23 protein-coding genes are annotated in these 26,129 nt (G+C 39.2%); 18 read left to right on the top strand and 5 right to left on the bottom strand.

Annotated features, from left to right (window positions below; genetic code table 11):
• Positions 1 to 2: 2 nt before the first annotated feature.
• Positions 3 to 2,423, bottom strand: coding sequence for a TonB-dependent receptor (locus OQ268_RS16160; protein WP_265857646.1), 2,421 nt, complete (start codon positions 2,421 to 2,423; stop codon positions 3 to 5).
• 514 nt (positions 2,424 to 2,937) lie between these two features.
• Between OQ268_RS16160 and OQ268_RS16155 the strand changes: the two genes are divergently transcribed.
• From OQ268_RS16155 to OQ268_RS16090, 14 genes are all read left to right on the top strand, one after another.
• Entirely contained in the window at positions 2,938 to 3,636 is a 699-nt protein-coding gene (locus tag OQ268_RS16155) for a GNAT family N-acetyltransferase (protein ID WP_265857644.1), read from the top strand.
• Between the two features lie 120 nt (positions 3,637 to 3,756).
• Positions 3,757 to 4,947 carry an argininosuccinate synthase gene (gene argG, locus OQ268_RS16150; RefSeq protein ID WP_265857752.1) on the top strand — a complete coding sequence of 397 codons (1,191 nt, stop codon included), beginning with the start codon at positions 3,757 to 3,759 and terminating at the stop codon, positions 4,945 to 4,947.
• A gap of 88 nt (positions 4,948 to 5,035) precedes the next feature.
• Positions 5,036 to 6,013, top strand: a complete 978-nt coding sequence (argC, locus tag OQ268_RS16145; protein ID WP_265857642.1) for an N-acetyl-gamma-glutamyl-phosphate reductase — start codon at positions 5,036 to 5,038, stop codon at positions 6,011 to 6,013.
• A 43-nt stretch (positions 6,014 to 6,056) separates the two neighbouring features.
• On the top strand, positions 6,057 to 6,428 hold the full coding sequence (locus OQ268_RS16140) for a four helix bundle protein (protein ID WP_265857640.1): 372 nt from the start codon (positions 6,057 to 6,059) through the stop codon (positions 6,426 to 6,428).
• A gap of 30 nt (positions 6,429 to 6,458) precedes the next feature.
• On the top strand, positions 6,459 to 7,607 hold the full coding sequence (locus OQ268_RS16135; RefSeq protein WP_265857638.1) for an aspartate aminotransferase family protein: 1,149 nt from the start codon (positions 6,459 to 6,461) through the stop codon (positions 7,605 to 7,607).
• 4 nt (positions 7,608 to 7,611) lie between these two features.
• On the top strand, positions 7,612 to 7,893 hold the full coding sequence (locus tag OQ268_RS16130) for a four helix bundle protein (protein ID WP_265857636.1): 282 nt from the start codon (positions 7,612 to 7,614) through the stop codon (positions 7,891 to 7,893).
• 123 nt (positions 7,894 to 8,016) lie between these two features.
• Positions 8,017 to 8,988 (top strand): Rossmann-fold NAD(P)-binding domain-containing protein, encoded by a 972-nt coding sequence (locus OQ268_RS16125; RefSeq protein ID WP_265857634.1) that lies wholly within the window; start codon positions 8,017 to 8,019, stop codon positions 8,986 to 8,988.
• Between the two features lie 112 nt (positions 8,989 to 9,100).
• Positions 9,101 to 9,394 carry a GIY-YIG nuclease family protein gene (locus OQ268_RS16120; RefSeq protein WP_265857632.1) on the top strand — a complete coding sequence of 98 codons (294 nt, stop codon included), beginning with the start codon at positions 9,101 to 9,103 and terminating at the stop codon, positions 9,392 to 9,394.
• A gap of 62 nt (positions 9,395 to 9,456) precedes the next feature.
• A complete protein-coding gene (argB, locus tag OQ268_RS16115; protein WP_265857630.1) occupies positions 9,457 to 10,245 on the top strand; it encodes an acetylglutamate kinase in 789 nt (262 codons plus the stop codon).
• A gap of 315 nt (positions 10,246 to 10,560) precedes the next feature.
• Positions 10,561 to 11,370, top strand: coding sequence for a pyrroline-5-carboxylate reductase (proC, locus tag OQ268_RS16110; protein ID WP_265857629.1), 810 nt, complete (start codon positions 10,561 to 10,563; stop codon positions 11,368 to 11,370).
• Between the two features lie 158 nt (positions 11,371 to 11,528).
• Entirely contained in the window at positions 11,529 to 12,593 is a 1,065-nt protein-coding gene (locus OQ268_RS16105) for a M20 family metallo-hydrolase (RefSeq protein WP_265857627.1), read from the top strand.
• 131 nt (positions 12,594 to 12,724) lie between these two features.
• Entirely contained in the window at positions 12,725 to 13,315 is a 591-nt protein-coding gene (locus tag OQ268_RS16100) for a GNAT family N-acetyltransferase (protein ID WP_265857625.1), read from the top strand.
• Between the two features lie 20 nt (positions 13,316 to 13,335).
• Positions 13,336 to 14,667, top strand: a complete 1,332-nt coding sequence (argH, locus tag OQ268_RS16095) for an argininosuccinate lyase (protein WP_265857623.1) — start codon at positions 13,336 to 13,338, stop codon at positions 14,665 to 14,667.
• 1 nt (position 14,668) lies between these two features.
• Positions 14,669 to 15,922, top strand: coding sequence for a pyridoxal phosphate-dependent aminotransferase (locus tag OQ268_RS16090; RefSeq protein ID WP_265857621.1), 1,254 nt, complete (start codon positions 14,669 to 14,671; stop codon positions 15,920 to 15,922).
• Positions 15,923 to 16,474: 552 nt separating this feature from the next.
• Here OQ268_RS16090 and OQ268_RS16085 read toward each other — a convergent pair.
• Entirely contained in the window at positions 16,475 to 18,055 is a 1,581-nt protein-coding gene (locus tag OQ268_RS16085) for a peptide chain release factor 3 (protein ID WP_265857619.1), read from the bottom strand.
• Positions 18,056 to 18,454: 399 nt separating this feature from the next.
• Here OQ268_RS16085 and rsgA point away from each other — a divergent pair, with 399 nt between their 5' ends.
• Both rsgA and OQ268_RS16075 read left to right on the top strand, forming a co-directional pair.
• Positions 18,455 to 19,375: a ribosome small subunit-dependent GTPase A gene (gene rsgA, locus OQ268_RS16080; protein WP_265857617.1), complete on the top strand. Its 921-nt coding sequence runs from the start codon at positions 18,455 to 18,457 to the stop codon at positions 19,373 to 19,375.
• A gap of 63 nt (positions 19,376 to 19,438) precedes the next feature.
• Complete coding sequence (locus OQ268_RS16075; RefSeq protein WP_265857615.1) at positions 19,439 to 20,392, top strand: Smr/MutS family protein; 954 nt, start codon at positions 19,439 to 19,441, stop codon at positions 20,390 to 20,392.
• A gap of 23 nt (positions 20,393 to 20,415) precedes the next feature.
• Here the strand turns inward: OQ268_RS16075 and OQ268_RS16070 are convergent, their stop codons facing one another.
• Positions 20,416 to 21,282: a carbohydrate kinase family protein gene (locus OQ268_RS16070; protein ID WP_265857613.1), complete on the bottom strand. Its 867-nt coding sequence runs from the start codon at positions 21,280 to 21,282 to the stop codon at positions 20,416 to 20,418.
• A gap of 99 nt (positions 21,283 to 21,381) precedes the next feature.
• On the opposite strand from OQ268_RS16070, the gene OQ268_RS16065 reads away from it, so the two are divergent.
• Positions 21,382 to 21,810, top strand: a complete 429-nt coding sequence (locus OQ268_RS16065) for a YybH family protein (RefSeq protein ID WP_265857611.1) — start codon at positions 21,382 to 21,384, stop codon at positions 21,808 to 21,810.
• A gap of 4 nt (positions 21,811 to 21,814) precedes the next feature.
• On the opposite strand, the gene OQ268_RS16060 is transcribed toward OQ268_RS16065, so the two are convergent.
• Positions 21,815 to 22,429, bottom strand: coding sequence for a sugar O-acetyltransferase (locus tag OQ268_RS16060; protein WP_265857609.1), 615 nt, complete (start codon positions 22,427 to 22,429; stop codon positions 21,815 to 21,817).
• Positions 22,430 to 24,331: 1,902 nt separating this feature from the next.
• On the opposite strand from OQ268_RS16060, the gene tnpA reads away from it, so the two are divergent.
• Positions 24,332 to 24,790, top strand: a complete 459-nt coding sequence (gene tnpA / locus OQ268_RS16055) for an IS200/IS605 family transposase (protein ID WP_265857607.1) — start codon at positions 24,332 to 24,334, stop codon at positions 24,788 to 24,790.
• Between the two features lie 332 nt (positions 24,791 to 25,122).
• Here tnpA and OQ268_RS16050 read toward each other — a convergent pair whose 3' ends face one another.
• Positions 25,123 to 26,004, bottom strand: a complete 882-nt coding sequence (locus OQ268_RS16050; RefSeq protein WP_265857606.1) for a cupin-like domain-containing protein — start codon at positions 26,002 to 26,004, stop codon at positions 25,123 to 25,125.
• Between the last annotated feature and the right edge of the window lie 125 nt (positions 26,005 to 26,129).

The following is a 26,129-nucleotide window of genomic DNA, read 5'->3' as shown; positions in this document are numbered from 1 at the left end:
AATTAAAGCTTATAAGCTACGCTAATTCTAAAGTTTCTTGGTGCTTCTGCCTGCCACGAGTATGCTGGCTGGTTATAGTCTGGTGCATTCCAATAATTGGTGTAGTACGAACCAGAATATAAATACTTATCCAATATGTTAAATACGTTTCCTGTAATCTTAACCTTTCTGTTCGCCCAAAAAATGCCTCCATCCAGTTTAAAATAATCTGGTAAATTTTGCTCAGAATTGGTAGGACTAAAATTCGCCGTAGCCCTATCTACCAGGTAGGTGAATCCCCCGTTAATACCTAGGCCTTTTAGCGTGCCGTTTTGTAATGTGTAGGTTAGCCATGCGTTAGCAGTATGTTTAGCAAAACCCGGTATTACCTGGCCAACAAATAGGGTTGCGTTTTGAACTCCGTTAGCCAGTTCAGTTACTTTTCCATCAGTATAAGCATAATTGGCAATCAGGTTTAAGCCTTTAGCCAGTTCTCCGCGTATATCAAATTCTATACCCTGTGCTCTTTTTTCACCAACAACAATACTGAAATTTTCCCCGGCCTGATTAAATGGATCTGCGGTAAGTTCGTTTTGCTTCGTAATGCGGTAGGCAGATAAAGTAGTATTCCACCTACCATTGAACCAGTCTTTCTTAATTCCGATTTCCTTGTTATTACCAGTAATTGGTTTCGGTGTGCTGCCATCTCTTGTAAAACCAGATTGAGGGGTAAAGGCTTCATCATACAGCGCATACACAGCAGTATTTTTATCTACAGATACACTTAAGCCAACCCTTGGCGTAATGTGTTTAGCCTTGTCTGGCGCACCTCCCCATGCAGATTGGCTTACGTATGTGTAACGACCAGCAAGAGTTAGACGAATTCTATTCTCCCAAAAGCCTAGTTCATCTTGTAGATAGCCACTAATATATTTTTGACTCATTAAACCCCCAGCCGCAACAGCCCTTTCAGTTAAACTCGTTGAACGGTCAAAATTAGGATATCCATTTGAGGGAAATCCGTAATTTGGGTTAGCTAAACTAAATGGTGATGTTGCGGCATCTAAATTATGAGATTGGCCCCAATCTGCCATGTAGTCTTTCTTTCCACCATCAAAACCCGCCAAAATGCGATGTACAATACCACCTGTATTCATGGTGCCATTCACAAAGAGTTGGGCCAAATGCATCGAACTTTCGGCATCCCAAATACCTACGTTTCTAATGAGGGTTCCGTTAGGATAGATTGCCGAGGGCCAAGAGCTCGATCCGTTCTGCAGGTATTTATAATATGCCGCTTGCCCGGTAACTTTCCAATTCTGCCCCAGCTGTTGTTGTAGGTTTAAGGTCAAGCTATGGTCGTTTATGCGTGTGGGTTGTACACCTGGTTGTGTTAAGGTAAAGTCTCTTGGAAGTGTAGCATATCCGGTGGTGCTAAAGAGGTAATATGACCCTACTTCAGTCATTTTTGCGTTTTGCAAGGTATACTCAGCGGTTAATTTAGTACCTGGCGTAATTTGATAACTTAATACCGGGGCAAAGCTATAGCGATTGTTTTCTTCGAAAGGCCTGAATGAACCTTTGTTTTGTGCTGCAGCATTTAGCCTGAATAAAAATTTCCCGTCAGCTGTTATTTTACGGTCTAAGTCAATAGCCGTTCTATATAAATCGTAACTGCCTGCGGTAAAAGAAACCTCTCCTTCATTTAAACCAGTAGGCTTTTTGGTTACTACATTGTACATGCCGCTTGGGTCGCCGTTGCCAAGCATAAATCCTGCCGGACCTTTTACAAATTCAATGTGATCTACAAAGCTCATATCTTCAGTTAATGGCCCCCAATAAGATGAAACCACATTAAAGCCATTGCGCATGGCTTGAATTTGCGAACCTCTCATTAAAACATTAGTGTATAAATCTCCCCAGTGTTCTAACCTAACAGCTCCACTTACATTACGAAGTATACCATCGCTCATGCTGATAATCTGCTGATCTTTTATTACCTGATTACTCACCACCTGGATATTTTGTGGCGCTTCTAACAACGGTTCGTTAAGGCGCAGGGTAGCTGAAGGCAAACTTATTTTATATCTTTTGTGAATGCCTGCAACCGTTACTTCTTTTAGTGCCTGATCATCCTCAAGTAAGGTAAAATTAACTTCCTTATTTTCTCCGGCAGCTATGGTAATCGTTTTTTCAGATTTTTGAATGCCTACGGCAGAAGCGATGATAGTATATGTGCCAGGTTTTACCCGGTGAATTGTATAGGCTCCAAGTTCGTCTGAAGTTGTTCCCTGGCCCTTTCCCTTAAGTCCTACCGAAATGTAAGCAGCGGGATTACCGTTAGATGTTTTAATTGTACCCGTTATTACCGAAAATTGCTGTGAAAATGCTGCCTGTGAGCAGAGGAGGAAGAAAATAAAACTGGTGAAACTGATCTTAAACATTGTATTTTTATTTGGATTAATTCTAAACAGCTGCAAATAAACACCAGAAAAATAGAAATTCCAAATTATTTGTAATAATTCTAAATAAGGGACGCCTGTTGGAATCAGCTGAATTCGGTAGAAGGCTGTAATATATTTAAGATGAACTCATCAGTTTTAAGTGAAAGAAAATCGGTCATCGGAGATTAAAAAAAGCAGGGCAATAATAAAAAAATCAGTTTATTATTGTGTAACTCATTTTTTATTTAAACCTTTGCACCTCAATAGAGTTAAAGCTGTTTTAGTACACTATAAATGATTAAACAATTTTTATACAAATTTTCTGTTCTGACTGCCCAATTGGCGTTCGGGAAGAATTTGTTTATCAATCGTTTTCAGCCTGTGTTTTACTACCCCACAATGCGGCAAAATTTTACTCCACGTATTTAGTACCCTATACTAAACGTAACGAGGAATTGATCCTCTCTAAAAACCCAATTAACAAGAATATCTTAATTTTTCGTTAGAGAAACGAATGAATATTAATGAATTTATAGTACAAGTCGCTATCGCAGAGCACCATGTTTTTGCTGAAGAGATTGTAACTGAGATGGCTGAGTCTGCAAAAGCCCGGGGAACTGGTATTGCCAAACGTTCGCCAGAATACATTGCAGGAAAAATGCAAGAGGGTAAGGCGGTAATTGCCTTCCATAAAGATGGTTCTTGGGCTGGCTTCTGCTATATCGAAACCTGGAGCCATGGTCAGTTTGTAGCGAATTCTGGCTTGATTGTTAGTCCGAAGTACCGAAAAGGTGGATTAGCCCATGCCATCAAGCAAGAAATTTTTAATCTTTCTAGGAAGCTATATCCAAAGGCGAAAATATTTGGTTTAACTACCGGGTTGGCCGTGATGAAAATCAATTCTGATTTAGGTTACGAGCCAGTAACCTATTCTGAACTTACACAAGATGAAGATTTCTGGAAAGGCTGCCAGAGCTGTGTAAACTTCGAGATTTTGAAGATGAAAGAGCGTAAAAACTGCATGTGTACGGCAATGCTTTACGATCCGGCAGAGAAAAAACACGAAGCAGCAAAGGTTTTCGCAGAAGAACTACAGAAAAAACCGGGCCTGTACGAGCGTTTCATGCGTATCAAGCAGCGCTTGGTAGAAAAAAATAAAGGCACTAAAGATTTTAAGTTGGTGTTAATGTTTTTAGCCTTGTTAAATAAATAGAATTGAAAAAATAGAGCGTAAGTCATTTCAAGGCACAAACCAATCCTAAATCGAAAGGATTATCAGTTGTAAAATTGCTTCGTGCCTGCGATGACGAGAAGGTTAATAAATAAATACATGATGAAAAAGAAAGTTGTTTTAGCATTTAGCGGAGGTTTAGATACCTCATTTTGTTGCATCCACTTAACTAAAGATAGAGATTTAGAAGTGCACTCGGTTGTGGTAAACACGGGTGGTTTTTCTGAAGAGGAGCTTAAAGAAATAGAAGCACGGGCTTATGCTTTGGGCGTAACATCGCATGCTGCGGTAGATGAAACCGAAAACTACTATAACGATAGCATCAAGTATTTAATTTTTGGTAACGTGTTAAAAAACGCCACGTATCCACTATCTGTAAGTGCAGAACGTGTTTGCCAAGCAACCGCTATTGCCAACTATGTTAAAAAAATTGGTGCTGATTATGTAGCGCATGGCAGTACCGGGGCAGGTAATGATCAGGTTCGTTTTGATATGATTTTCAATATCCTTATTCCTGGCGTGGAGATCATTACACCTATTAGAGATTTAAAATTATCCCGCGAAGCGGAAATAGAATATTTAGCGAAACATGGTGTAGAATATACAGCAGAGAAAGCGAAGTATTCGATAAATAAAGGACTTTGGGGAACTTCCGTAGGTGGTGCGGAAACGTTAACATCTAACAAAAGCTTACCAGAAAGTGCCTGGCCAACGCAGGTTACCGAAACCGAAGCAAAACAGGTAGAACTCACTTTTGAAAAAGGAGAATTGGTAGCTGTTGATGGTGAAACGTTGGAGCCTGTGCGTGCTATCCAAAAATTACAAGCTATTGCGGCTCCGTTTGGTGTGGGTCGTGATATTCACGTTGGCGATACCATTATTGGCATTAAAGGTCGTGTAGGCTTTGAGGCGGCAGGGCCGATGGTGATTATTAAAGCGCACCATGCTTTAGAGAAACATACCTTAACGAAATGGCAACTAAGCTGGAAAGAAAACTTATCATCGTTCTACGGTAACTGGTTACACGAAGGTCAATTCCATGATCCAATTATGCGTGACATGGAGGCTTTCTTAAGTTCTACACAAAGCACTGTTAACGGAAAAGTATTTGTAGAGTTGTTGCCTTACCGTTTCCACATTATCGGGATAGAAAGTGCTAACGATTTGATGAGCAATAAATTTGGTAGCTACGGAGAAATGAACAATGCCTGGAGCGGAGAAGATGTAAAAGGTTTCTCTAAAATTTTCGGTAACCAGGTAATGATTTGGCATAAAGTAAATAACGAGGCGTAGCTTCTAGGTTTAAGGTTTAGGGTAAAAAGGCGAAAGGTAAACACGCCAACCCCACACCTTAAACCCTACACCTTAAACCTTAAAAAATATGATAAAGGCAGGAATTATTGGAGGTGCAGGATACACAGGTGGCGAAATGCTACGTATTTTGATTAATCACCCAAACGTAGAAATTGCTTTTGTAAATAGCAGCAGTAACGCAGGAAATTTAATTTCTGATGTACATACTGATTTGTTTGGTGATACAGACTTACGTTTTACAGACCAGATTTCGCAAGACATCGATGTGTTGTTTTTGTGCGTTGGCCATGGCGATGCGAGGAAATTTTTAGAAGCTAATCCTATCGATGAGAAAGTTAAAATCATTGATTTATCTCAAGATTTTAGGTTAAGTCGTAATTCGTCAATCCAAAATCGTCAATTCGTTTATGGCTTACCAGAATTAAATCATGTTGAGATTAGGACAGCGAGCAACATTGCTAATCCTGGTTGTTTTGCAACTTGCATTCAGTTGGGTTTGTTGCCATTGGCTTCAAAAGGTTTATTGCAAAGCGAAGTTCATATTAATGCTACAACAGGTTCAACTGGCGCTGGACAAAGCTTGAGCAAAACTTCACATTTCAGTTGGAGAAATAATAACCTTTCTATTTACAAGGCTTTCGAACATCAGCACTTGAATGAAATAGGCGAGAGTTTAGCGCAATTGCAAGGCGAAGTAAAAGAGGCTTTGAATTTCATCCCACAACGTGGTGATTTTGCCAGAGGTATCTTAGCAGCAATGTATTTAGAAAGTGATTTGACAGAAGAGCAAGCTTACGAATTGTATGAAAGCTATTATGCCAATCATCTTTTTACCCATGTAAGCCGGGAAAACATCGATTTAAAACAAGTGGTCAATACAAATAAATGCCTTGTTCACTTAGAAAAACACGGCAATAAATTATTTATTATCAGCATTATAGATAACCTTTTAAAAGGTGCTAGCGGACAAGCTGTTCAGAACATGAACTTAATGTTTGGGTTGGAGGAAACAGCAGGATTGAAGTTGAAAGCAGCCTATTTTTAATAAAGCTGGAAGGTGTAGGGTTAAAGGCACAAGGTAAAATAGCATGAGAGATTATAAAAAACTTGATGTTTGGAAAAAATCGCATGAGTTGAATATGTTCATCAAGAAAAATATTGCCACTCAATTTCCAAAAGAAGAAAGATTTGAATTAACATCTCAACTTACCCGAGCCTCTTTATCTATTCCTTTAAATATTGTAGAAGGATGTGGAAGATTTACTGATAAAGATTTTGCACATTTTTTAGATACCGCCTTAGGTTCTACTAATGAGATTGATTATTGCTGCTTGTGTGCATCAGAACTGAAGTACATAAGCGAGGATGATTATCTAAAAGTGAACAAATCAATTAACGAAGTTAGAGCAATGCTAATTTCATTTTTAAAATTTTTAAGAAGTGGAGGGGCAAAACCTTAAACCCTACACCTCAAACCTCACACCTCAATTATGAATTTATTCGACGTATACCCCCTTAACGATATAGAAATTACAAAAGCACAAGGCAGCAATGTTTGGGATGCTAACGATCAAAAATATTTAGACTTGTATGGCGGCCATGCGGTAATTAGCATTGGGCACACCAACCCACATTACGTACAACGTTTAACCGATCAACTAAACAGGGTAGGATTTTATTCTAACTCAGTAAAAATTCCTTTGCAGGTGCAACTTGCAGAGAAATTAGGCCAGGTTTCTGGTAAAAAGGATTTCCAACTGTTTTTGGTAAATTCTGGAGCTGAAGCCAATGAAAATGCCTTAAAATTGGCTTCATTTTACAATGGAAGAAAAAAGGTAATTGCTTTCAGTGGAGCTTTTCACGGCCGTACATCTTTAGCTGTGGCTGCTACAGATAATCCGAAAATCGTTGCTTCGGTTAACCAAACAGAAAACGTCATTTTCTTACCCTTTAATAACGAGGTGGCCTTAGAAGAAATTTTTAAATCGCAGGGTGATGAAATTTCTGCCGTAATTATCGAAGGTATCCAAGGAGTAGGAGGTATTAAAGAAGCCTCGAAAAGTTTCTTGCAAAAAATTCGCTCACTTTGTGATGAATATAATGCAGTTTACATTGCTGATAGTGTGCAATGTGGCTACGGTCGTACCGGGTTATTCTACTCGCACGATTATGCAGGTGTAGAAGCCGATGTTTATACCATGGCAAAAGGAATGGGTAATGGATTTCCGGTGGCGGGAATTTCCATTGCACCAAAGTTTAAACCTTGGCATGGCGAATTAGGTACCACTTTCGGCGGTAACCACTTGGCTTGCGCTGCGGCTTTGGCAGTTTTAGAAGTAATGGAAAGAGATAACCTGATGAAAAATGCCGAAGAAGTTGGTGCTTATCTTATCGAATCGTTGAAAAAAATCGAGCAGGTAAAAGAAGTTCGTGGCAGAGGCTTGATGATTGGTATCGAGTTACCTGAAGAACTTGCCCATGTTAAAAAAGAGTTATTATTTAAATATTTCATCTTTACAGGCGAAGCGAAACCTAATGTAATTCGTTTATTGCCAGCGTTGAATTTGACCAAAGAACATGCGGATGAATTTTTGAGTGCATTTGAAAAAGCGGTTAAAGGTATAGGGCATAAGGCTTAAGGTCATGAGAGACTACAAAAAGCTTGATGTTTGGAAAAAATCTCACGAACTAAATATGTTCATCAAAAAGGAGATTGCTACAAAATTTCCAAAAGAAGAAAGATTTGAATTAACTTCTCAGTTAACTAGAGCCTCATTGTCAATCCCGTTAAATATCGTCGAAGGATGTGGTAGATTTACAGATAAGGACTTTGCTCATTTTATTGACACTGCGCTTGGCTCTACAAACGAAATAGATTATTGCTGCTTATGTGCTTCAGAATTGAATTATATAAGTGAAGAATAATATAATAAAGTAAACCAGTCAATTAATGAAGTTAGAGCGATGCTAATTTCTTTTTTGAAATTTTTAAGAGGTGGTGTAGGAAAACCTTAAACCCTACACCTCAAACCTCAAACCCTAGAAAATATGAAATTATTCACTTCCGTACACGATGTACCCAGCATCAAACAATTTGTAAACGATGCGCTTGCATTAAAAGCTAATCCGTATGCGCACCAGAGTTTGGGAAAAAACAAAACCTTAGGATTGGTTTTTATGAACCCGAGCTTGCGTACCCGGTTAAGCACCCAAAAAGCTGCGCTTAATTTGGGCATGAATGTAATGGTTATGAATTTGGATAAGGAAGGCTGGGCATTAGAAACGCAAGATGGTGTAGTCATGAATGGCAGTACGGTAGAGCACATTCGTGAGGCAGCGGCTGTAATGGGGCAATATTGCGATATTTTAGGCCTACGTTCTTTCCCTAAATTGAACAACCGTGAGGAAGATTATAGCGAAGATTTGTTCAATAAATTTGTGAAGTATTGCGCCGTTCCGGTGGTAAGTTTAGAAAGCGCAACCCGCCATCCACTACAAAGTTTTGCCGATATTATTACCATTCACGAAACATGGACCAAAAAACCAAACGGTCGTAAACCAAAGGTGGTTTTAGCTTGGGCGCCACATGTGAAGGCATTGCCACAGGCCGTACCAAATTCTTTTGCAGAATGGATGTGCAAGGCACAATCTGAAGGCATGATCGACTTTACCATTGCCCAACCTGAAGGCTATGAACTTTCGGAACAATTTACGCCAGGTGCAGCTATTCAGTACAATATCGAAGAGGCTTTGGCCGGTGCGGATTATGTTTATGTTAAAAACTGGAGTAGCTACAAAGAATACGGCAAAGTTTTAACCTATCCGGATGGTTGGATGATGAATAATGAAAAACTTAAATTAACCAATGATGCGAAGGTAATGCACTGCTTGCCCGTTCGCCGCGATTTAGAGTTGTCTTCCGAAATTTTAGATGGGCCAAATTCACTGGTAATTCATGAAGCTGGGAATAGATTATGGGCTGCACAGGCGGTAATTAAAGCGATGTTAGAGGGATTGTAAGCTTAATCCGTCATTGCGAGGTACGAAGCAGTCTTACAACTATGGGTGAGCCAACCTTTATAACGCATTAAGATTGCTTCGTACCTCGCAATGACGAAATAAAATATGTATTATGGAAAGAGGCGGATGCGTTTACATCATGACAAATGTTTTCAATAATATTTACTATACAGGTGTAACATCAGATTTAAGAAACCGTATCTGGGAGCACAAAAACAATGTGTATCCTCAGGGTTTTACCTCAAAATACAAATGCTATAAATTAGTTTACTTTGAATTTTTTCCATATGTGGAAGAAGCCATTGATGAAGAAAAGCGAATTAAAGGAGGTAGCAGGCTACAAAAAATAGAATTAATAAAAAGTCTTAATCCAACGTGGATAGACCTGTTTGATAATTTAGATTAAAGAGATTTATTAGGCAAACGCATTAAGATTGCTTCGTGCCTCGCAATGACGAAAATATGAATATGAAACACCTAACCATCATTAAAATAGGCGGAAACGTTATTGATAATTCCGAAAACCTGCACCAGTTTTTATTGGATTTTACAGCCTTACCTGGCGATAAAATTTTAGTTCACGGTGGTGGTAAAATTGCTACCGAGCTTGGTGAAAGCTTGGGCGTTGAAGCTAAAATGGTAGACGGCAGACGGATTACCGATATTGAAAGCTTGCGCATTGTAACCATGGTGTATGCGGGCTTAATTAATAAAAATATGGTTGCGCAACTGCAGGCAAAAGGCAATAATGCCATTGGTTTAACGGGCGCTGATGGAAATATCATTAAAGCTAGAAAGAGGGCAGTTAAGGAAATTGATTATGGTTTCGTTGGCGATTTAGACGAAAATTCTGTGTCTTCAACCATGTTGGATAGTCTGTTAAATGCAGGTTTAACTCCGGTTTTATGTGCCATTACCCACGATGGAGATACACAGTTATTAAATACCAATGCCGATACCATAGCCTCGGCGGTGGCGGTGGCAATGTCATCGTTATATGAAACGCGATTGGTATATTGCTTTGAAAAAAAGGGCGTATTAAAAGACGTAAATGATGATGCAACAGTGGTAAGAGAAATTAGGGCGCATGAGTTTGAAGGTTTAAAGGCAGATGGAACGGTAGCTGGTGGCATGATCCCTAAACTGCACAATGCTTTTGAGGCTATTAATAAAGGTTTAGCGGCCGTTTATATTGGCAAAGCCGATGAGTTGGCGGAGATAGAAAAGGGTACCTTTGGGACGAAGTTGTTAAAATAGGTAAGCGTTTCGTCATTGCGAGGTACGAAGCAATCTTAAAGCGGTAGCGGTTTCTTACTATAGTTGGCAGATTGGTTTACTTTTTAGCTGCATCGCGGTGGTGCCTCGCAATGACGGAATTTGCCAGGCTTGGGGGTGAATAGCACGGGCTGTTTTTTCTAAACCTGATAGCAGCGAACACGAAGTGCAACGAAGTAAAGCGAATAGCAGGGCGAACAATAAAAAGAACTACTGCTACTGCTTTTCTAGAAATAAAATCGACAAACTCAACAACCTCCGATAGTGGATTTCTGGTATCGGTGTAAATAAAATAAAATGAAAAAAATAACCATTATCGGCAGCGGAAACATTGGCCTTTCTTTAGCGAAAGGTTTGGTGAAGAAAAATTACTGCAAGGCAGAAGATATTACCCTTACACGCAGGAACGTAAAGTTAATGACTGAAGAAGTTGCCGCGGGCTTTGCCGTGAGCGAAGATAATCTAGCTGCTATTGATGGTGCCTCGATTGTGGTTTTGGCCGTTTTGCCGCAACAATTAAAGAAGGTTTTAACGCAGCTACAGCCTGCGGTAAATGCGCAGCAACAGTTATTTGTTTCGGTAGTTTCTGGCGTAAGCTGTGCCGATGTTCGTAAAGAATTAGGCGAAAATGTGCAGGTAATTAGGGCAATGCCCAATACAGCAATTTCTATAGGCCAAAGCATGACTTGCATTGCTACCGATAATGCTACCGATGAGAATTTGAACGAAGTGGTAACGCTTTTTGAAACTGTTGGCGCGGTGGTTACCATTCAAGAAGATTTGATGACTTCGGCAACAGCCTTATGTGCTTGCGGCATCGCGTTCTTTTTGCGTAGCATCAGGGCCGCGTCGCAAGGTGGGGTAGAAATTGGTTTCCATGCGCACGATGCGTTAAAAATGGCTGTACAAACAGCCAAAGGAGCCGCCGATTTGTTATTGTTAAACCAAACGCATCCAGAAACCGAAATAGATAAAGTAACTTCGCCGAAAGGTTGTACCATTGCCGGCTTAAATGAAATGGAGCATAATGGTTTTAGCTCTTCGCTAATTAAAGGCATTAAACTTTCGGCTTTGAAAGCAGGCGGCCTTTACACGAAGGAAGGTTAAAAGACAAAAGCTAAAAGACCAAAGACTAAAGAGGTGGAAGGCTGGAAGGCAGAAGGTTTAGGACTGAAAGACCGAAGCTAAAAGACCAAAGACTAAAGAAAGGAAAAAGTTTAGCGCCTTTGTCTCAAATCTTGATACTCGCTACTTGATACTAAAAAATGATTGAAAAACTAATTAAAGAAAGTACTGATTTATTGCGTGCATTAATCCGCATCCAGTCTTTTAGTAAAGAAGAAGATAGAACAGCAAGTTTAATTGCGCAGTTTTTAGCAGAGCATGGCGTGAAAACCCATCGCAAATTGAATAATGTTTGGGCTTACAACAAGCATTTCGATGCCAGTAAACCTACGGTACTGCTCAACTCGCACCACGATACCGTTAAGCCAAATTCTGGCTACACCCGCGACCCTTATGATGCTGCCATTGAAGGCGATAAGTTGTTTGGTCTAGGCAGTAACGATGCCGGAGGTTGTTTGGTATCGTTAATCGGAACATTTTTATATTTCTACGACCAAAAGAATTTAAAATATAACATCTGTTTGGCGGCAACGGCCGAAGAAGAAATTTCTGGAAATGATGGTTTAGAATTGGTTATTCCGGATTTGGGCGAATTGGAATTTGCAATTGTTGGCGAACCTACAGAAATGCATTTGGCTATTGCCGAGAAAGGCTTGCTGGTTATCGACTGTACCGCCCACGGAAAGGCTGGACATGCCGCCCGTGAAGAAGGCGAAAATGCCATTTACAAGGCTTTGCCAGATATCGAATGGTTCTGCACTTATCAATTTCCAAAGGTATCTGAGGTTTTTGGCCCGGTAAAAATGACTGTGACAATTATTAATGCTGGCTCGCAACACAATGTAGTACCGGCCAATTGTACCTTCACGGTTGATGTTCGGGTAACCGATGCCTATACCAACGAAGAAGTGGTAGAAATTATTAAGCAACACGTGAGCTGCGAAGTAAAACCTCGATCGGTACGTTTAAAACCATCATCGATAGATAAAAACCACCCAATTGTTGTTTCGGGTATTGCTTTGGGAAAAAACACTTACGGGTCGCCAACAACATCAGATCAAGCTTTGTTGTCTATTCCATCGTTAAAGTGTGGACCAGGTTTTTCTGGTCGCTCGCACATGGCCGATGAGTTTATCTATGTAAGAGAAGTTGCTGAAGGTGTTGAGGGCTATATTGCAATGTTGAAACCGGTGCTGGGATTTTAGACTTTAGATTGATTGTCTAGGCTGCTCGTCATTGCGAGGAACGAAGCAATCTTAAAGCGTTAGATTTTTTCTCAATACAAAACCCAATCGAGTTGAATATGACGCACTAATTATCGGCGTAAGTAATTAAAATGATCAACCACAACCTATCCCCAACCCTACAAAACGAAAGAGTAATTCTTCGCCCACTGCAAGAAAGCGATGAAGCATTACTTTGGCCCATTGCGCAGGAAACAGCCTTGTGGATTTACGGATTAAAAGATTTAAGCATTAAAGAAAACCTGCATCAATACATCCAATCCGCAATAAAAGATAGAGAAATTGGAATTTGTGCAGTTTGGGTTATTATCGATGTTGCAACAGGCAATGTAGCAGGCTGTACACGTTTGGCAGAAATTAGTTGGAAAGATGAACGCGGGCAAATCGGCTGGACGTGGATAGGTAAGAAATATCAAGGTTCAGGTTTAAACAAAGCCATGAAATATGAAATCCTGAACTATGGATTTGAAACTTTGGGCTTAAACAGAATTGAGCTCAAAGCTGATGAAAGAAATGTACAATCACGCAGAGCGATATTAAAACTAGGCGCCACAGAAGAAGGAACGTTAAGGCAACACATGAAAATTGCCAATGGGTTTATTCGTAATACGGTATTTTATGGTATCCTTAAAAGCGAATGGCCAGAAATAAAACTTAAATTAGCGGCAAATCGTAAGTCGTAATTCTAAAATCGTAAATTAAAATGAAGATTTGGCAGAAAAATATTGATGTAAACCAATTTGTAGAAAACTTTACCGTAGGGAAAGACCGCGAGCTCGACCTGCAAATGGCAAAGTTTGATGTGTTGGGTTCTTTAGCGCACACACAAATGCTAGAAACCATCAATTTACTGACTGCCGAAGAATTAGTAGAAGTTCAGGCGGCTTTAAAACAAATTTACCAAGAGATTGAAGAAGGCAATTTTGTTATCGAGGATAGCGTAGAAGATGTACACTCGCAGGTAGAATGGCTGCTAACGCAGCGCATTGGCGAAGCAGGAAAGAAAATCCATAGCGGACGCTCACGTAACGACCAGGTACTGGTAGATTTAAAACTCTATTTCCGTAGCTGTATAGCAGAAATGGTTGGCAATACCGAAACTTTATTTAATCAGCTTATTCAATTGAGCGAAGAGCACAAAAGTAAACTATTACCGGGTTATACGCACTTGCAGATCGCCATGCCTTCATCATTTGGTTTGTGGTTTGGGGCTTATGCCGAAAGCTTAGCCGATGATATGGAGCTGATGCTTGCCGCCTGGAAAATCACGAACAAAAACCCATTAGGCTCGGCTGCGGGTTATGGCTCTTCATTTCCGCTAAACAGAACCTTAACCACTCAATTGTTAGGTTTCGAAAGTTTAAATTACAACGTAGTGTACGCACAAATGGGCCGTGGAAAAACAGAGCGCATTTTAGCTCAAGCCATGTCTTCGGTTGCGGCAACGTTAGCAAAAATGGCCATGGATGTTTGTCTGTTCATCAACCAGAACTTCGGTTTCATCAGTTTTCCATCAGAATTAACTACGGGCAGCAGCATTATGCCGCATAAAAAGAACCCAGATGTTTTTGAGCTGATCCGTTCGCGTTGCAACAAAATACAGGCTTTGCCAAATGAAATTGCCATGATGATTACCAATCTGCCATCAGGCTACCACCGCGATTTGCAATTGCTTAAAGAGAACCTTTTCCCCGCCATCACCTCACTTAACGAATGTTTAGAAATCGCTACTTTTATGCTGCAAAACATCAGCATTAAAGATGATATTCTGAAAGACAAAAAATACGATTACTTATTTAGTGTAGAAGTAGTAAACGACCTTGCGCTAAACGGAATGCCTTTTAGAGATGCTTACAAAGCAGTTGGTGAGCAGATAGAAAAAGGTACTTTTAAGCCCATGTACGAAGTAAAACATACGCATGAAGGTACTATTGGCAATTTAATGAATAAGGAAATCACCACAGCAATGCAGCAAACCTTAACTCAGTTTGGTTTCGAAAAAGTGAATAAAGCAATAGCAGATTTAATATCATAATATGAAAGTTTCAGTATTAGCCAGTTCATTAATTGGCTCAGAAATAATAAAAATTGGTAATGAGGTTAATGAGATGAAACGCAAAGGTGCATCTATTGCCAACCTTACCATTGGCGACTTCGATGCTAACATTTACCCTATTCCTAAGGAGCTTAAAGCCGGGATTGTAGATGCCTATCACGCCAACCAAACCAATTATCCACCAGCAGATGGTGTTTTGCAGTTGAGAGAAACGGTATCAAACTTACTTAAAGATCGGTTCGATTTAGACTACAACACAAACAGTATTTTGGTTTCAGGCGGTTCCCGTCCGTTAATATATGCCACCTATTTGGCATTAATAGATCCCGGCGATACCGTAGTTTTTCCGGCTCCATCATGGAACAACAACCACTATTGCCACCTTACATCTGCAAAGGCGGTTGCGGTAGAAACCGATGCAGAACATAATTTCATGCCTACTGCAGCGCAGCTCAAACCTCAGTTAAAAGGAGCCACGCTTTTGGCTTTATGTTCGCCATTAAATCCAACTGGCACCATGTTCGATGCAGAAGCACTTGCCGAAATCTGCGATGCCGTTTTAGAAGAAAACGCATCCCGCGGAGCGGATGAAAAACCGTTATACCTCATGTACGATCAGATTTACTCACTACTTACATTCGGCAAGGAACATGTAAACCCGGTTTCTTTACGCCCAACTATGAGAGAATTTACGGTTTTTGTAGATGGCAGCTCTAAATGCCTTGCAGCTACGGGCGTTCGTGTGGGCTGGGGTTTCGGACCAGAAGATATTATTAACAGAATGAAAGCTTTAGTGGGCCATATGGGTGCTTGGGCGCCAAAAGCCGAACAAGTTGCCATGTCTAACTACTTTAACGATAAACCACAAGTCGATCGTTTCTTAACCGATTTCAAAAGGCAGATTCAAGACAGTTTAAATGCGCTTTACAAAGGTTTTACAGATTTAAAAGCCCAAGGTTTTAACGTAGATGCAGTTGAGCCAATGGGTGCCATTTATCTAACCATTAAAATTGACTACATCGGAAAAACTACCTCAGATGGGCACCTTTTAAAAGACAGTGCCGACGTAAATTTCTACCTTATAAAAGAAGCCGGTGCTGCATTAGTTCCATTCTCCGCGTTTGGAAACGAGCACAGCATGCCATGGTTTAGAGCCTCGGTAGGTGCTTGTACGTTGCAAGATATTAAAGACATGTTGCCGCGGATAAAAGCGGCTTTAGCTAAGTTGAAGTAAATTTTTTAGAAAGCAGGGACAGTTGTCCATAGGTTATCTTGGCCCTGCTTTCGTTTCAATCTTTTTGCAATAGCGTTGTGGCAAGCCATGGCAGCCGCTGCTACGGCACTAAATGCTAATCTTTGGCGTTTTGCATACCAAAAAGTATTTCCACATCAATCAGGTTTATAAAACCGAATGCTGTGGTTCAAATCAAAAAAACTTACAGGTTTATCAGTCAGCGAGGATTGTACCTGTACTCGCTTTTAGTGAAGAAATCTTCGGGTTTGTGTAACACCTTAAAAGATTCCTCCATTCCCGCCGCGTTTAAGTCAAAACGGTCTAATAAAGTCGTCATTTCGACCGTATTGACGTAATCTTTGAACACCAAACTTCCAAAAATCACCCGTATTAAAAATTAAGAGCTAGAAATAGCAATGTTAGGTTTCAGGGAATGTATAAAAATGCTTGCGCCTAGATCCTTTGCTCACAAAATAAGTAAGCGTTTAGCAAGTGCAAATAACCAATATCCAGAAAAATCAACAGGAAAAAAGCCTTTTTCTTGCGCTGATGTTACTTAAACTCGCTCGTTTTATGGAAATCAATATCCGGGTAATCTTGCTTAGTTAAGTTGATCATGTAGTCGCTATCAGATAAATAAACCGGATTAGCTTCCTTATCGAACCCGATATGTTGTTGCTTGCGTTTTACAAACTCATCCAACTTCTTTTTATCTGTTGATGTTACCCAGCTAGAACGTGTGTAGCTTAGGGTCCGAAACCTACACTTTGCACCATACTCATGCTCTAAACGGAAGTTAATTACCTCAAACTGGAGCTCGCCTACAGCGCCAATTACTTTCCTGTTTCCGGGTTGCATCACAAATAGCTGCGCTACCCCTTCATCAGTAAGTTGTTCAATCCCTTTTTCTAATTGTTTGGTGCGCATTGGGTCCATGTTCTCAACCTCTTTAAAAATAGAAGGAGAGAAACTTGGGATTCCCTTAAACTGTAATTTTTCACCTTCAGTTAAAGTATCACCAATTTTAAAGTTTCCGCTATCGTATAAACCAACTACATCACCTGGCCAAGCCTCTTCTACAATGCTTTTCTCATTGGCCATAAAATCCATCGGGTTAGAAAATTTCAGTTTCTTATCCTGGCGGGTGTGGTAATAAAATTTATTTCGTTCAAATTTGCCAGAGCAAATGCGTAAGAAAGCAATTCTGTCGCGGTGTTTAGGGTCTAAATTGGCATGGATTTTAAATACAAAGCCACTAAAGTTTTTTTCGTCTACCAAAACATCACGCTCTTCGGCCTCACGGTGTCGTGGCGATGGCGCAATGTCTATAAACGTATCTAACAACTCTTTTATCCCAAAATTGTTAATGGCACTTCCAAAAAACACTGGCGCAACCAAGCCATCAGTATATAAATCCTTATCTATTTTGCCGTAAATACCATCAACCAACTCAACATCATCTTTTAACGTATTAATTTCGTTGTCTTTTAGATAATTAAGTAACGATGGATCGTTCAAATCATTAGCCGCTACAACCGAATCGGTCACTTTGGTTTTATCAGAATTGAATAAGTTTAAATGCTTGTTATAAATGCTATATACACCTTTAAAAGTATGTCCTTGTCCAATCGGCCACGAAAGCGGGCATAAACTAATATTTAATTTTTCCTCAATTTCATCTAACAAATCATAGGCTTCCTTACCCTCACGATCCATCTTATTGATGAAAATGATAACCGGAGTGTTCCGCATACGGCAAACCGACATCAGTTTTTCCGTTTGTTCCTCTACACCCTTAACGCAATCTACCACCAAAATAACACTATCCACAGCCGATAGCGTTCTATAGGTATCCTCAGCAAAATCTTTGTGCCCTGGTGTATCTAAAATGTTAATGCGCTTGCCGCTATATTCAAAACCCATTACCGAAGTCGCCACCGAGATGCCACGCTGTTTCTCAATCTCCATAAAGTCTGAAGTATTACTTTGGTTGGCCTTATTCCGCTTTACCGCACCCGCCGTATTAATAGCGCCACCAAAAAGCAGAAACTTTTCTGTAAGCGTGGTTTTTCCCGCATCGGGGTGACTAATTATGGCAAAGGTTTTACGTTTTTCTATTTCAGGGTTAAGCATAATAAAATTTTGGGTAAAAAAAGGATGACGAGACAGGGTTAAAGAAATTTAACAGCAATAAGATTGGCGTAGTTTTGTTTCATCAGGCTGCAAAGATAGCAAAATTGCTTAACTGTTTAATGCGCAATGCAGTGCAGATTTGAATGTTGTTAACGCCAATTTAAAAAATTTGAAAAGCAAAACCTGTTCTTTTTCGGTTACTACAGCCCCGCCATTTGCTATAGCCATTCATTACATTTCGGGGCTGCCGCGGCTGTCGGGTTTAAAACAGTTATTGTAGTAATTTCTTGGGCTAAAAAAACAACGAGCTAAACCTGCTTCGGTCGAAATATCACCTCTGTTTTTAGGATTATCATATTACAGCCTTTTCCAATCGTAATTAATACCTTTGCTACAAATATGCAGGGCTTAGTTATTAAATCTACAGGAAGTTGGTACAATGTTTTAGCCGATAGCGGCGAACGTTACGATTGTCGAATTGTAGGTAAGTTTAGAATCAAAGGTATTAAAACCACCAATCCAATTGCTGTTGGCGATCGTGTTAAATTCGATTTAGAAAAAGGCAGCAACCAAGGCCTGATAAATGAATTATTGCCCAGAAAAAATTACATCATTCGCAAATCCATCAACCTTAGTAAGCAGGCCCAAATTTTGGCTGCCAACTTAGATATGGCCATCTTGCTGGTTACGCTGGCATCGCCAAGAACTTCCCTAGGCTTTATCGATCGATTTTTAGTTACGGCAGAAGCTTACGATGTGCCGGCTGTTTTAGTATTCAACAAACTTGATTTGTTTAGCAAAGAAGGGTTGGAAATCTTAGAAGAGTTTAAGGCTATTTACGAAAAAATCGGCTATCCCACTTATGAGGTATCTGCGCTCAAAGGATTCAATATTCCCATTGTTCAGGATCTTATTGCGAATAAAATCACTTTAATATCTGGTCATTCAGGTGTAGGAAAATCCAGTTTAATTAACGCACTATTACCTGATCGGGAGCTGCGCACAGGAGAGGTGTCTGATTGGAGCGATAAAGGGCAGCACACCACCACTTTTGCAGAAATGTTCGAGCTGCCACAGGGTGGTTTCATTGTAGACACGCCGGGTATAAGAGAATTAGGCATCATCGATATTGAAAAAGAAGAGCTGGGACACTTTTTTCCAGAGATTTTTAGAACTTCTCATCAATGCAAGTTCAACAATTGCAGGCACATTAACGAGCCAGGTTGTGCCGTAATGGCCGCTGTGGAAACAGAAGAGATTGCCATCTCTCGCTACGAAAGTTATTTAAGTATTTTCCATGGTAACGATACAAGACATTAATCAGTAGTCTAAGCTACTTGTAATTTGAAATAGATTTTAAAACCCATTTGCGATTAGAGGAATATGAAATTTAAGTTAGGAGATTTTGTTCGTTTTGTTGATGAAAAACGTGAGGGTTATGTGACTAAAGTTATCGATGCACAAACACTTGGTGTTACCGATGATGATGGTTTTGAAATACCCGTGGCGATAAGTAATTTAACTTCAGTACATGGACATGGCGTTGTTGCAGAAGAAGTAGATTCACCAAAGCCAATACAGGTAAATATTCCTTCGGTAAGTGCTTTAGCAAATGGCATTTATTTAGCCGTAGCTACAGACCAGAAAGCAGGAAATGTTGTGCATTTCCATTTGCAGAACCACTCTTCGAACATACTTTTGACAACACTTACAACAGTTAGAAAGGAAAAGTATGCAGGTGTTTACCACGGCATTGTTGCTGCCCATCAATCTGTCCTTATTTATTCAGCCTCCTTGGCAGATCTGGATATCTGGCCGGAGTTTGCTTTCCAAATATTATTCTTTACCAATACGGATACAAAACCGGTAGATCCGTTGGTACTGCATAAAAAATTTAGGGCTAAAGATTTCTCTACAGCGCAGATATCGCTGCCGCAATTGAAAAATACCGGTTGGCTTATTCGTTTGGATGACTTGGCGCCCATCACCATTGATGCCCAAAAACTAAAAGAAAGTTTTTTTAAATCGCCAGGGGAGAAGAAAACGGTAACAATGCCGGCAAAAGAAATCGATCTTCACATCGAAAAGCTAAGAGACGACCATCACTTTTTGGAACCTGATGAGATGTTGCAGATTCAGTTAAACCATTTCCAAACTGCCATAGATGCTGCCGTAGTGCATCACTTCGATAAAATGATTTTTATTCACGGTTCTGGAAATGGAACACTGCGTGATAAAATTCATAAATTGATAAGTAAGAACCCGCATGTTAAAACCTATATGGATGCCAGAAAAGAAAAGTTTGGCTATGGGGCAACCGAAGTTGTGTTTAAATAGCTGAGACCATAGCAAATATAGAATTAAAGAAACACTTCATCGCCATAGCTTGGATTTGCACCTGGCTGCGAGGCCACAAATGCGCCAACTTTACAAGCTCTGTCTAGAATGGTATCCATTGGGAAACCTTGCAGATAGCTTGAGATAAAGGTGGCTAGAAAGGAGTCTCCGGCGCCTACGGTATCTGCAACCTTAACCGCATAACCTTTATGGTGGTAAAGCTTCCCCTCATGCAACACAGATGCGCCATTTTCTCCCAATGTTAAGCATATGGTTTCGATGTTGAATCGGTTGCTGATTTGCTTCAGTATCTGTTCGTCGTTATTTCCTGTGAGGTTAAGTTCTGTTCTTAAATAAACAATCTCATGTTCGTTTACTTTTAAAATATCAGCTGCTGCAAGTAGAGCTTGTAAAGTTTCAATATCGTAAAAAGGCGGACGAAGATTAATGTCGAAAATTTTAAGTTTAGCGTCTTGCAAAAGGCCCAGTATTGTGTTTTTGCTAATTTCATTTCTGCAAGTGAGGCTGCAATAAACCAAAGCATCGGCCTGTTTTACCGCTTCAATAGCTTCCCGCGTTAAGGTTATAGCATCCCATGCTACAGATTCTACAATAGTGTAAGTAGCTTGCTGTTTTTCATCAAGAGTTACCTCAACAGTGCTTGTTGGTAGGTTATTGGTTTGTATGAGCGACGTGCTAAATTGTTGGCTCAGCAGAAAATCTAGCAAATCTGTTCCTGGCTCATCATTACCTACTGCGCTTATAAAATTGCTGGTTAGACCCTGCTTATGAAGATGTAAGGCCACATTCATACTCGATCCACCAGGTTTTCTTCCTGTTGGTAAAACATCCCATAAAATTTCGCCAATTGATGTTACACTTTTGCCCATATACTTTTAGCTAAGCTGTAAAGAAACAAATTATATCAATTGTTTAATAAAATTATATTTAATTTAGTTTAATTGATCATCAAGTTTAATCTTCATCCAATGAAAAAACTATTTCTTTCATGCCTTATTTTCCTATCAAGCATAGTTGTCTTTGCACAAACTGCACAAGACAAACAAGCCATTTTAAATGTGTTGGAAACCCAGCGTAAAGCTTGGAATAAAGGTGATTTGGAAGAATTTATGCAGGGATATATTAAAAGCGATAGTCTACTGTTTGTGGGTAGCAACGGACCAACTTATGGATGGCAAAAGACCCTGGATAATTATAAGAAAACATATGTAGGTAAGGATGGAATGGGGATCTTAACATTCGGCATTAAAAAGGTTGATTTTCTAAATAAAGATGTTGCGTTTGTATTAGGAAGTTGGCATTTAAAGCGAGAGGCCGACGAACCACAGGGATATTTTACGCTACTATTTAAAAAAATTAAGAACGAATGGAAGGTGATTGTAGACCACTCGAGCTAAACACTTATTCCCCAAGTTTAAAATCTTTATAATAATATTCCTTATCAACATCAGTTAGTTGTCTTATGATTTTGCATGGGTTTCCGGCAGCAAAAACATCGTCTGGGATATCTTTGGTAACGACACTTCCCGAGCCAATCACAACGTTCGATCCTATTTTAACTCCTGGGTTGATAACCACATTTCCGCCAATCCATACGCTGTTTCCAATTGAAATTTCTTGTGCCCATTCATATTCCTGATCTCTTAAATGGGCGTGTATAGGATGGCCGGCAGTATAAATGGCGACATTTGGGCCAATAAAAACGTTATTCCCGATGGTTACTTTTGCACAGTCTAATATCACCAAGTTAAAGTTGGCGTAGAAGTTATCTCCAATTTCTATATTATAGCCATAGTCACATCTAAATGGCGGTTCGATATAAAACATCTTTTCGGTTTTACCAAATAGTCGTTTTATTAATTCTTTGCGCTGTTTGATAAACTTAGGGGCAAGGTTGTTAAATTCAAAAATGATTTCTCTGGCTTTTAAACGCTCTTTCGAGAGCTCTGCGTCGCCGGCTTGGTATGCTTTCCCAGCAAGCATTTTTTGTTTTTCAGATAGTTTGTCGATTTCCATTTAATGCGAATTTATAAATTATACAGTTACAAATCTTGATTTAGGGTGGCTTGATTCTTAACATTGGATTTATACTGAATTTTAGTAGAATTATAGTCACTTGAAATTACTATCTATTACGCAAAACAGTGCTTTATCTATTTATGCGGATGGGATAATCAGAAAGCCTGGTAGACTAATAGCGATATACATTTAATAGTCAGGAATAAAACTTAGCAAGCTTGCGGTAGTCATTTGATTTCAGAGAGGCGAAATGTTTATAGCCAAATTTTGGATGATGATTTGTGCGACCCCGGCGGGGTCGAATCTTTGTTATTCAGATTTTTTATAGTGATGTTATCCCTTTGGGATAATGTTGAGCTTATTTTATTTGTTGTGACTATAAAGATGATATGATAGTGCAATTTTGTTCTGATCTACTTACCAAAATTGAGCTCTCTGAGCCAACCTACGACCTCAAAGAGGTCTAATCTATGTAGCTAAGTTGTGGATGATGTTTATGCGACCCCGGCGGGGTCGAATCTTTGTTATTTAAATTTTATAGATATGTTATCCCTCTATAATAATGTATGGCCTAAAGAAGCTATAAACATGATATGATCATACATTCTGTTCTAATCTATTTACTACTACAATTGAGATAGCTAAGTTATATGACCTCGTAGAGGTCAAACATCTATAGCTAAATTTTGGATAATGATTTGTGCGACCCCGGCTGGGGTCGTATATTTCTTATCAAGTTTTTATAAGGATGTTATCCCTCCGGGATAATGTCGACCCTGAAACTGTTTTTTGCCGCTATAAACATAATGTGATCATATCATTCCGTTCTAATTTATCTATTCCAATATGGATACCTAGGCCATCATACGACCTCATCGAGATCAAACATGTATAGCTAAATTTTGGATCATGATTTGAGCGACCCCTATTGGGGTCGTATATTTTCTTATCAAGTTTTTATCCCTCCGGGATAATGTCGACCCTGAAGTTGTTTTTTGCGGCTATAAACATAATGTGGTCATATCATTCTGTTCTAATTTATCTATTCCAATATAGATACCTAGGCCATTCTACGACCTCATCGAGGTCAAACATTTATAGCTTAATTTTCGATAATGATTTGTGCGACCCCGGCTGGGGTCGAATCTTGTTATTCAAATTTTATAGAAATGTTATCCCTATGGGATAATGTATAGTCTAAAGAAGTTCATTGAAGCTATCAACTTGACATGATTATGCAATCTAATTAAAATTTATCTGCTATACTTGAGATACCTAAGCCATTATACGACCTCCGCGAGGTCAAACATCTATAGCTAAATTTTGGATAATGATTTGTGCGACCCCGGCTGGGGTCGTATATTTTCTTATCAAGTTTTTATCCCTTCAGGATAATGTTGACCTTGAATTTGTTTTTTGCGGCTATAAACATAATGTGGTCATATCATTCTGTTCTAATTTATCTATTCCAATATAGATACTTAAGCCATTCTACGACCTCATCGAGATCAAACATGTATAGCTAAATTTTGGATCATGATTTGAGCGACCCCTATTGGGGTCGTATATTTTCTTATCAAGTTTTTATCCCTCCGGGATAATGTCGACCCTGAAGTTGTTTTTTGCGGCTATAAACATAATGTGGTCATATCATACTGTTCTAATTTAGATACCTAAGCCATTCTACGACCTCATCGAGGACAAACATTTATAGCTTAATTTTCGATAATGATTTTTGCGACCCCGGCTGGGGTCGAATCTTGTTATTCAAATTCTATAGAAATGTTATCCCTCTGGGATAATTTGTATCTCACCGAAACATACTGCAGATATATTTTTTTAGTATATTCAGTTTGTTATAGATAGATATTTAAACATTCTACAATTAAAGCTCAAAATATGGCAAATACCTATTCGCAAATTTATATCCAAATTGTATTTGCAGTCCAGAACCGCAATCCACTAATTGATTTTTCGTGGGAAGATGAATTATATAAATACATAGCAGGCATTATTCAAAATAAAAACCAAAAATTGATTTCAATCAACGGAATGCCAGATCACATTCACATATTAATTGGAATGCGGCCAACTTGTAATCTTTCAGATTTAGTAAGAGAAATTAAAAAGGCGTCTAATACATTCATCAATGAAAAACAATTTTCGAGGTTTAATTTTAAATGGCAAGAAGGCTTTGGCGCTTTTTCGTACAGTCACAGCCAACTCGGCAATGTGATCAACTATATTCAAAACCAAAAACAACACCACAAGAAAGTTTCGTTTAAAGAAGAGTACCTCGGATTTTTAGACAGATTTGAAATTGCATTTGACAAGGACTATTTGTTTAAATGGCTGTAATAATCGGTTATGAAAGAGCCGCGAATAAATCATTAAAAGGACTTTGTTATGTTATCGATTGATTAGGTATTAGTTTGTAAACAATCTAGTTTTTAATGTCGCTTTGCGAATAATCCATGCCAATTTTGTCGCTGTAATTTTTAAGATCTCGTAGATTTACTTTTGATGTTAACATTCATCAAAATTATCTACCTGACCGCCATCGAGAAATACTAAAAGTTTCCTTCTGGGGGTTACTGATAAAAATCTCCCAACAAAAAGCGGGACTACCGTAACCGATGCCCCGCTGTAATTGGTTTACAAAACTTAATTATATTGCTTAAAATAATTTCTTATTTCGGACTGCCACTTCGCATGGCTTTTTCGGCAATAACAACTGCTTTTTTCTCTCTCCAATGGGCATATTTTTCTTTGAAAGCCATCTTGATTAAGCTATCTACAGCGCCATGTCTAAATAAACTCCATACACTGGCGACTTTGCGACTGATGGATTGATCCCAAGCTCTTAAACTCAATGAAAAAGAACCATCTACATATTTCATCCAGTGCCACATACCGGTTGGCATAAACAAGGTGTCGCCATGTTCCAGAAATACTTCATAACCCTCAACACCTTTCAAGGCGGGAAATTTCTCGAAATCTGGATTGTCTACTTTATAATCCTCTAAAGCATAGGTTGCATTTGGTAGACAATATAACCTGTCTTTCCACTTATAATCAAATAGAATTATATGTTTTCTGCCGCCAAAATGCGTGTGGAAAATATGTGGCAGATCAATATCATAATGTAAAAAAGTTACCGAGTTAGAACCCCCAAAAAACATAGCCGGCATACTTTCGATAAAGCCGCCCATTAAAGCCTTAGGTATTTTAATGTCGTTAATAAGACTAGGCACTTTTTTGAAGAGGTTAAAGAAGAAGATACGCAATTCGGTAGGCTCACGCTTAATCAAATCCAGGTAATCGCCAAATTTCATGTGCGCTGTTGCAGCATTAATCGGTTTAGAAGGATCTGCCTTTGAATTATCATAAAGAGGCACCTCTAAGTCTCCGCCAATTTCTTTTAAATATTCTGTCGTCCACTTTTCTCTGGCCGGCCAATCTTTTGTTAAGCCTCTTATCACCAACGGACGTTTTGTTTTCAAATAATTTTTCTTGAAATCTTCTGGAGTTATGCTCTCAACGATATCAACAGGTTTTAGAATGAAACTCATTTTTTAAATCGGCTATTTATCCCGAACAACAAAAATGTAAATTTTATTTTACAAAATGGAAAGCGGGAGATAAATGTGACGCAAATCACGTAATTTAAAATTAACAATAAACTAACAATAACGAA

The organism is Pedobacter sandarakinus (genome assembly GCF_026240095.1).
Lineage (GTDB): Bacteria > Bacteroidota > Bacteroidia > Sphingobacteriales > Sphingobacteriaceae > Pedobacter > Pedobacter sandarakinus.
This window is presented reverse-complemented; position numbering and strand designations above follow the sequence as displayed.

Excerpts from the sequence above, each read along its gene's own strand:
- argH (WP_265857623.1), top strand. The coding sequence starts at position 13,336 with ATGAAGATTTGGCAGAAAAATATTGATGTAAACCAATTTGTAGAAAAC.
- OQ268_RS16105 (WP_265857627.1), top strand. The coding sequence starts at position 11,529 with ATGATTGAAAAACTAATTAAAGAAAGTACTGATTTATTGCGTGCATTA.
- OQ268_RS16100 (WP_265857625.1), top strand. The coding sequence starts at position 12,725 with ATGATCAACCACAACCTATCCCCAACCCTACAAAACGAAAGAGTAATT.
- OQ268_RS16075 (WP_265857615.1), top strand. The coding sequence starts at position 19,439 with ATGAAATTTAAGTTAGGAGATTTTGTTCGTTTTGTTGATGAAAAACGT.
- rsgA (WP_265857617.1), top strand. The coding sequence starts at position 18,455 with ATGCAGGGCTTAGTTATTAAATCTACAGGAAGTTGGTACAATGTTTTA.
- OQ268_RS16050 (WP_265857606.1), bottom strand. The coding sequence starts at position 26,004 with ATGAGTTTCATTCTAAAACCTGTTGATATCGTTGAGAGCATAACTCCA.
- OQ268_RS16120 (WP_265857632.1), top strand. The coding sequence starts at position 9,101 with ATGGAAAGAGGCGGATGCGTTTACATCATGACAAATGTTTTCAATAAT.
- proC (WP_265857629.1), top strand. The coding sequence starts at position 10,561 with ATGAAAAAAATAACCATTATCGGCAGCGGAAACATTGGCCTTTCTTTA.
- OQ268_RS16060 (WP_265857609.1), bottom strand. The coding sequence starts at position 22,429 with ATGGAAATCGACAAACTATCTGAAAAACAAAAAATGCTTGCTGGGAAA.
- argC (WP_265857642.1), top strand. The coding sequence starts at position 5,036 with ATGATAAAGGCAGGAATTATTGGAGGTGCAGGATACACAGGTGGCGAA.
- OQ268_RS16085 (WP_265857619.1), bottom strand. The coding sequence starts at position 18,055 with ATGCTTAACCCTGAAATAGAAAAACGTAAAACCTTTGCCATAATTAGT.
- argB (WP_265857630.1), top strand. The coding sequence starts at position 9,457 with ATGAAACACCTAACCATCATTAAAATAGGCGGAAACGTTATTGATAAT.
- OQ268_RS16065 (WP_265857611.1), top strand. The coding sequence starts at position 21,382 with ATGAAAAAACTATTTCTTTCATGCCTTATTTTCCTATCAAGCATAGTT.
- tnpA (WP_265857607.1), top strand. The coding sequence starts at position 24,332 with ATGGCAAATACCTATTCGCAAATTTATATCCAAATTGTATTTGCAGTC.
- OQ268_RS16155 (WP_265857644.1), top strand. The coding sequence starts at position 2,938 with ATGAATATTAATGAATTTATAGTACAAGTCGCTATCGCAGAGCACCAT.
- OQ268_RS16160 (WP_265857646.1), bottom strand. The coding sequence starts at position 2,423 with ATGTTTAAGATCAGTTTCACCAGTTTTATTTTCTTCCTCCTCTGCTCA.
- OQ268_RS16130 (WP_265857636.1), top strand. The coding sequence starts at position 7,612 with ATGAGAGACTACAAAAAGCTTGATGTTTGGAAAAAATCTCACGAACTA.
- OQ268_RS16140 (WP_265857640.1), top strand. The coding sequence starts at position 6,057 with ATGAGAGATTATAAAAAACTTGATGTTTGGAAAAAATCGCATGAGTTG.
- OQ268_RS16125 (WP_265857634.1), top strand. The coding sequence starts at position 8,017 with ATGAAATTATTCACTTCCGTACACGATGTACCCAGCATCAAACAATTT.
- OQ268_RS16135 (WP_265857638.1), top strand. The coding sequence starts at position 6,459 with ATGAATTTATTCGACGTATACCCCCTTAACGATATAGAAATTACAAAA.
- OQ268_RS16070 (WP_265857613.1), bottom strand. The coding sequence starts at position 21,282 with ATGGGCAAAAGTGTAACATCAATTGGCGAAATTTTATGGGATGTTTTA.
- argG (WP_265857752.1), top strand. The coding sequence starts at position 3,757 with ATGAAAAAGAAAGTTGTTTTAGCATTTAGCGGAGGTTTAGATACCTCA.
- OQ268_RS16090 (WP_265857621.1), top strand. The coding sequence starts at position 14,669 with ATGAAAGTTTCAGTATTAGCCAGTTCATTAATTGGCTCAGAAATAATA.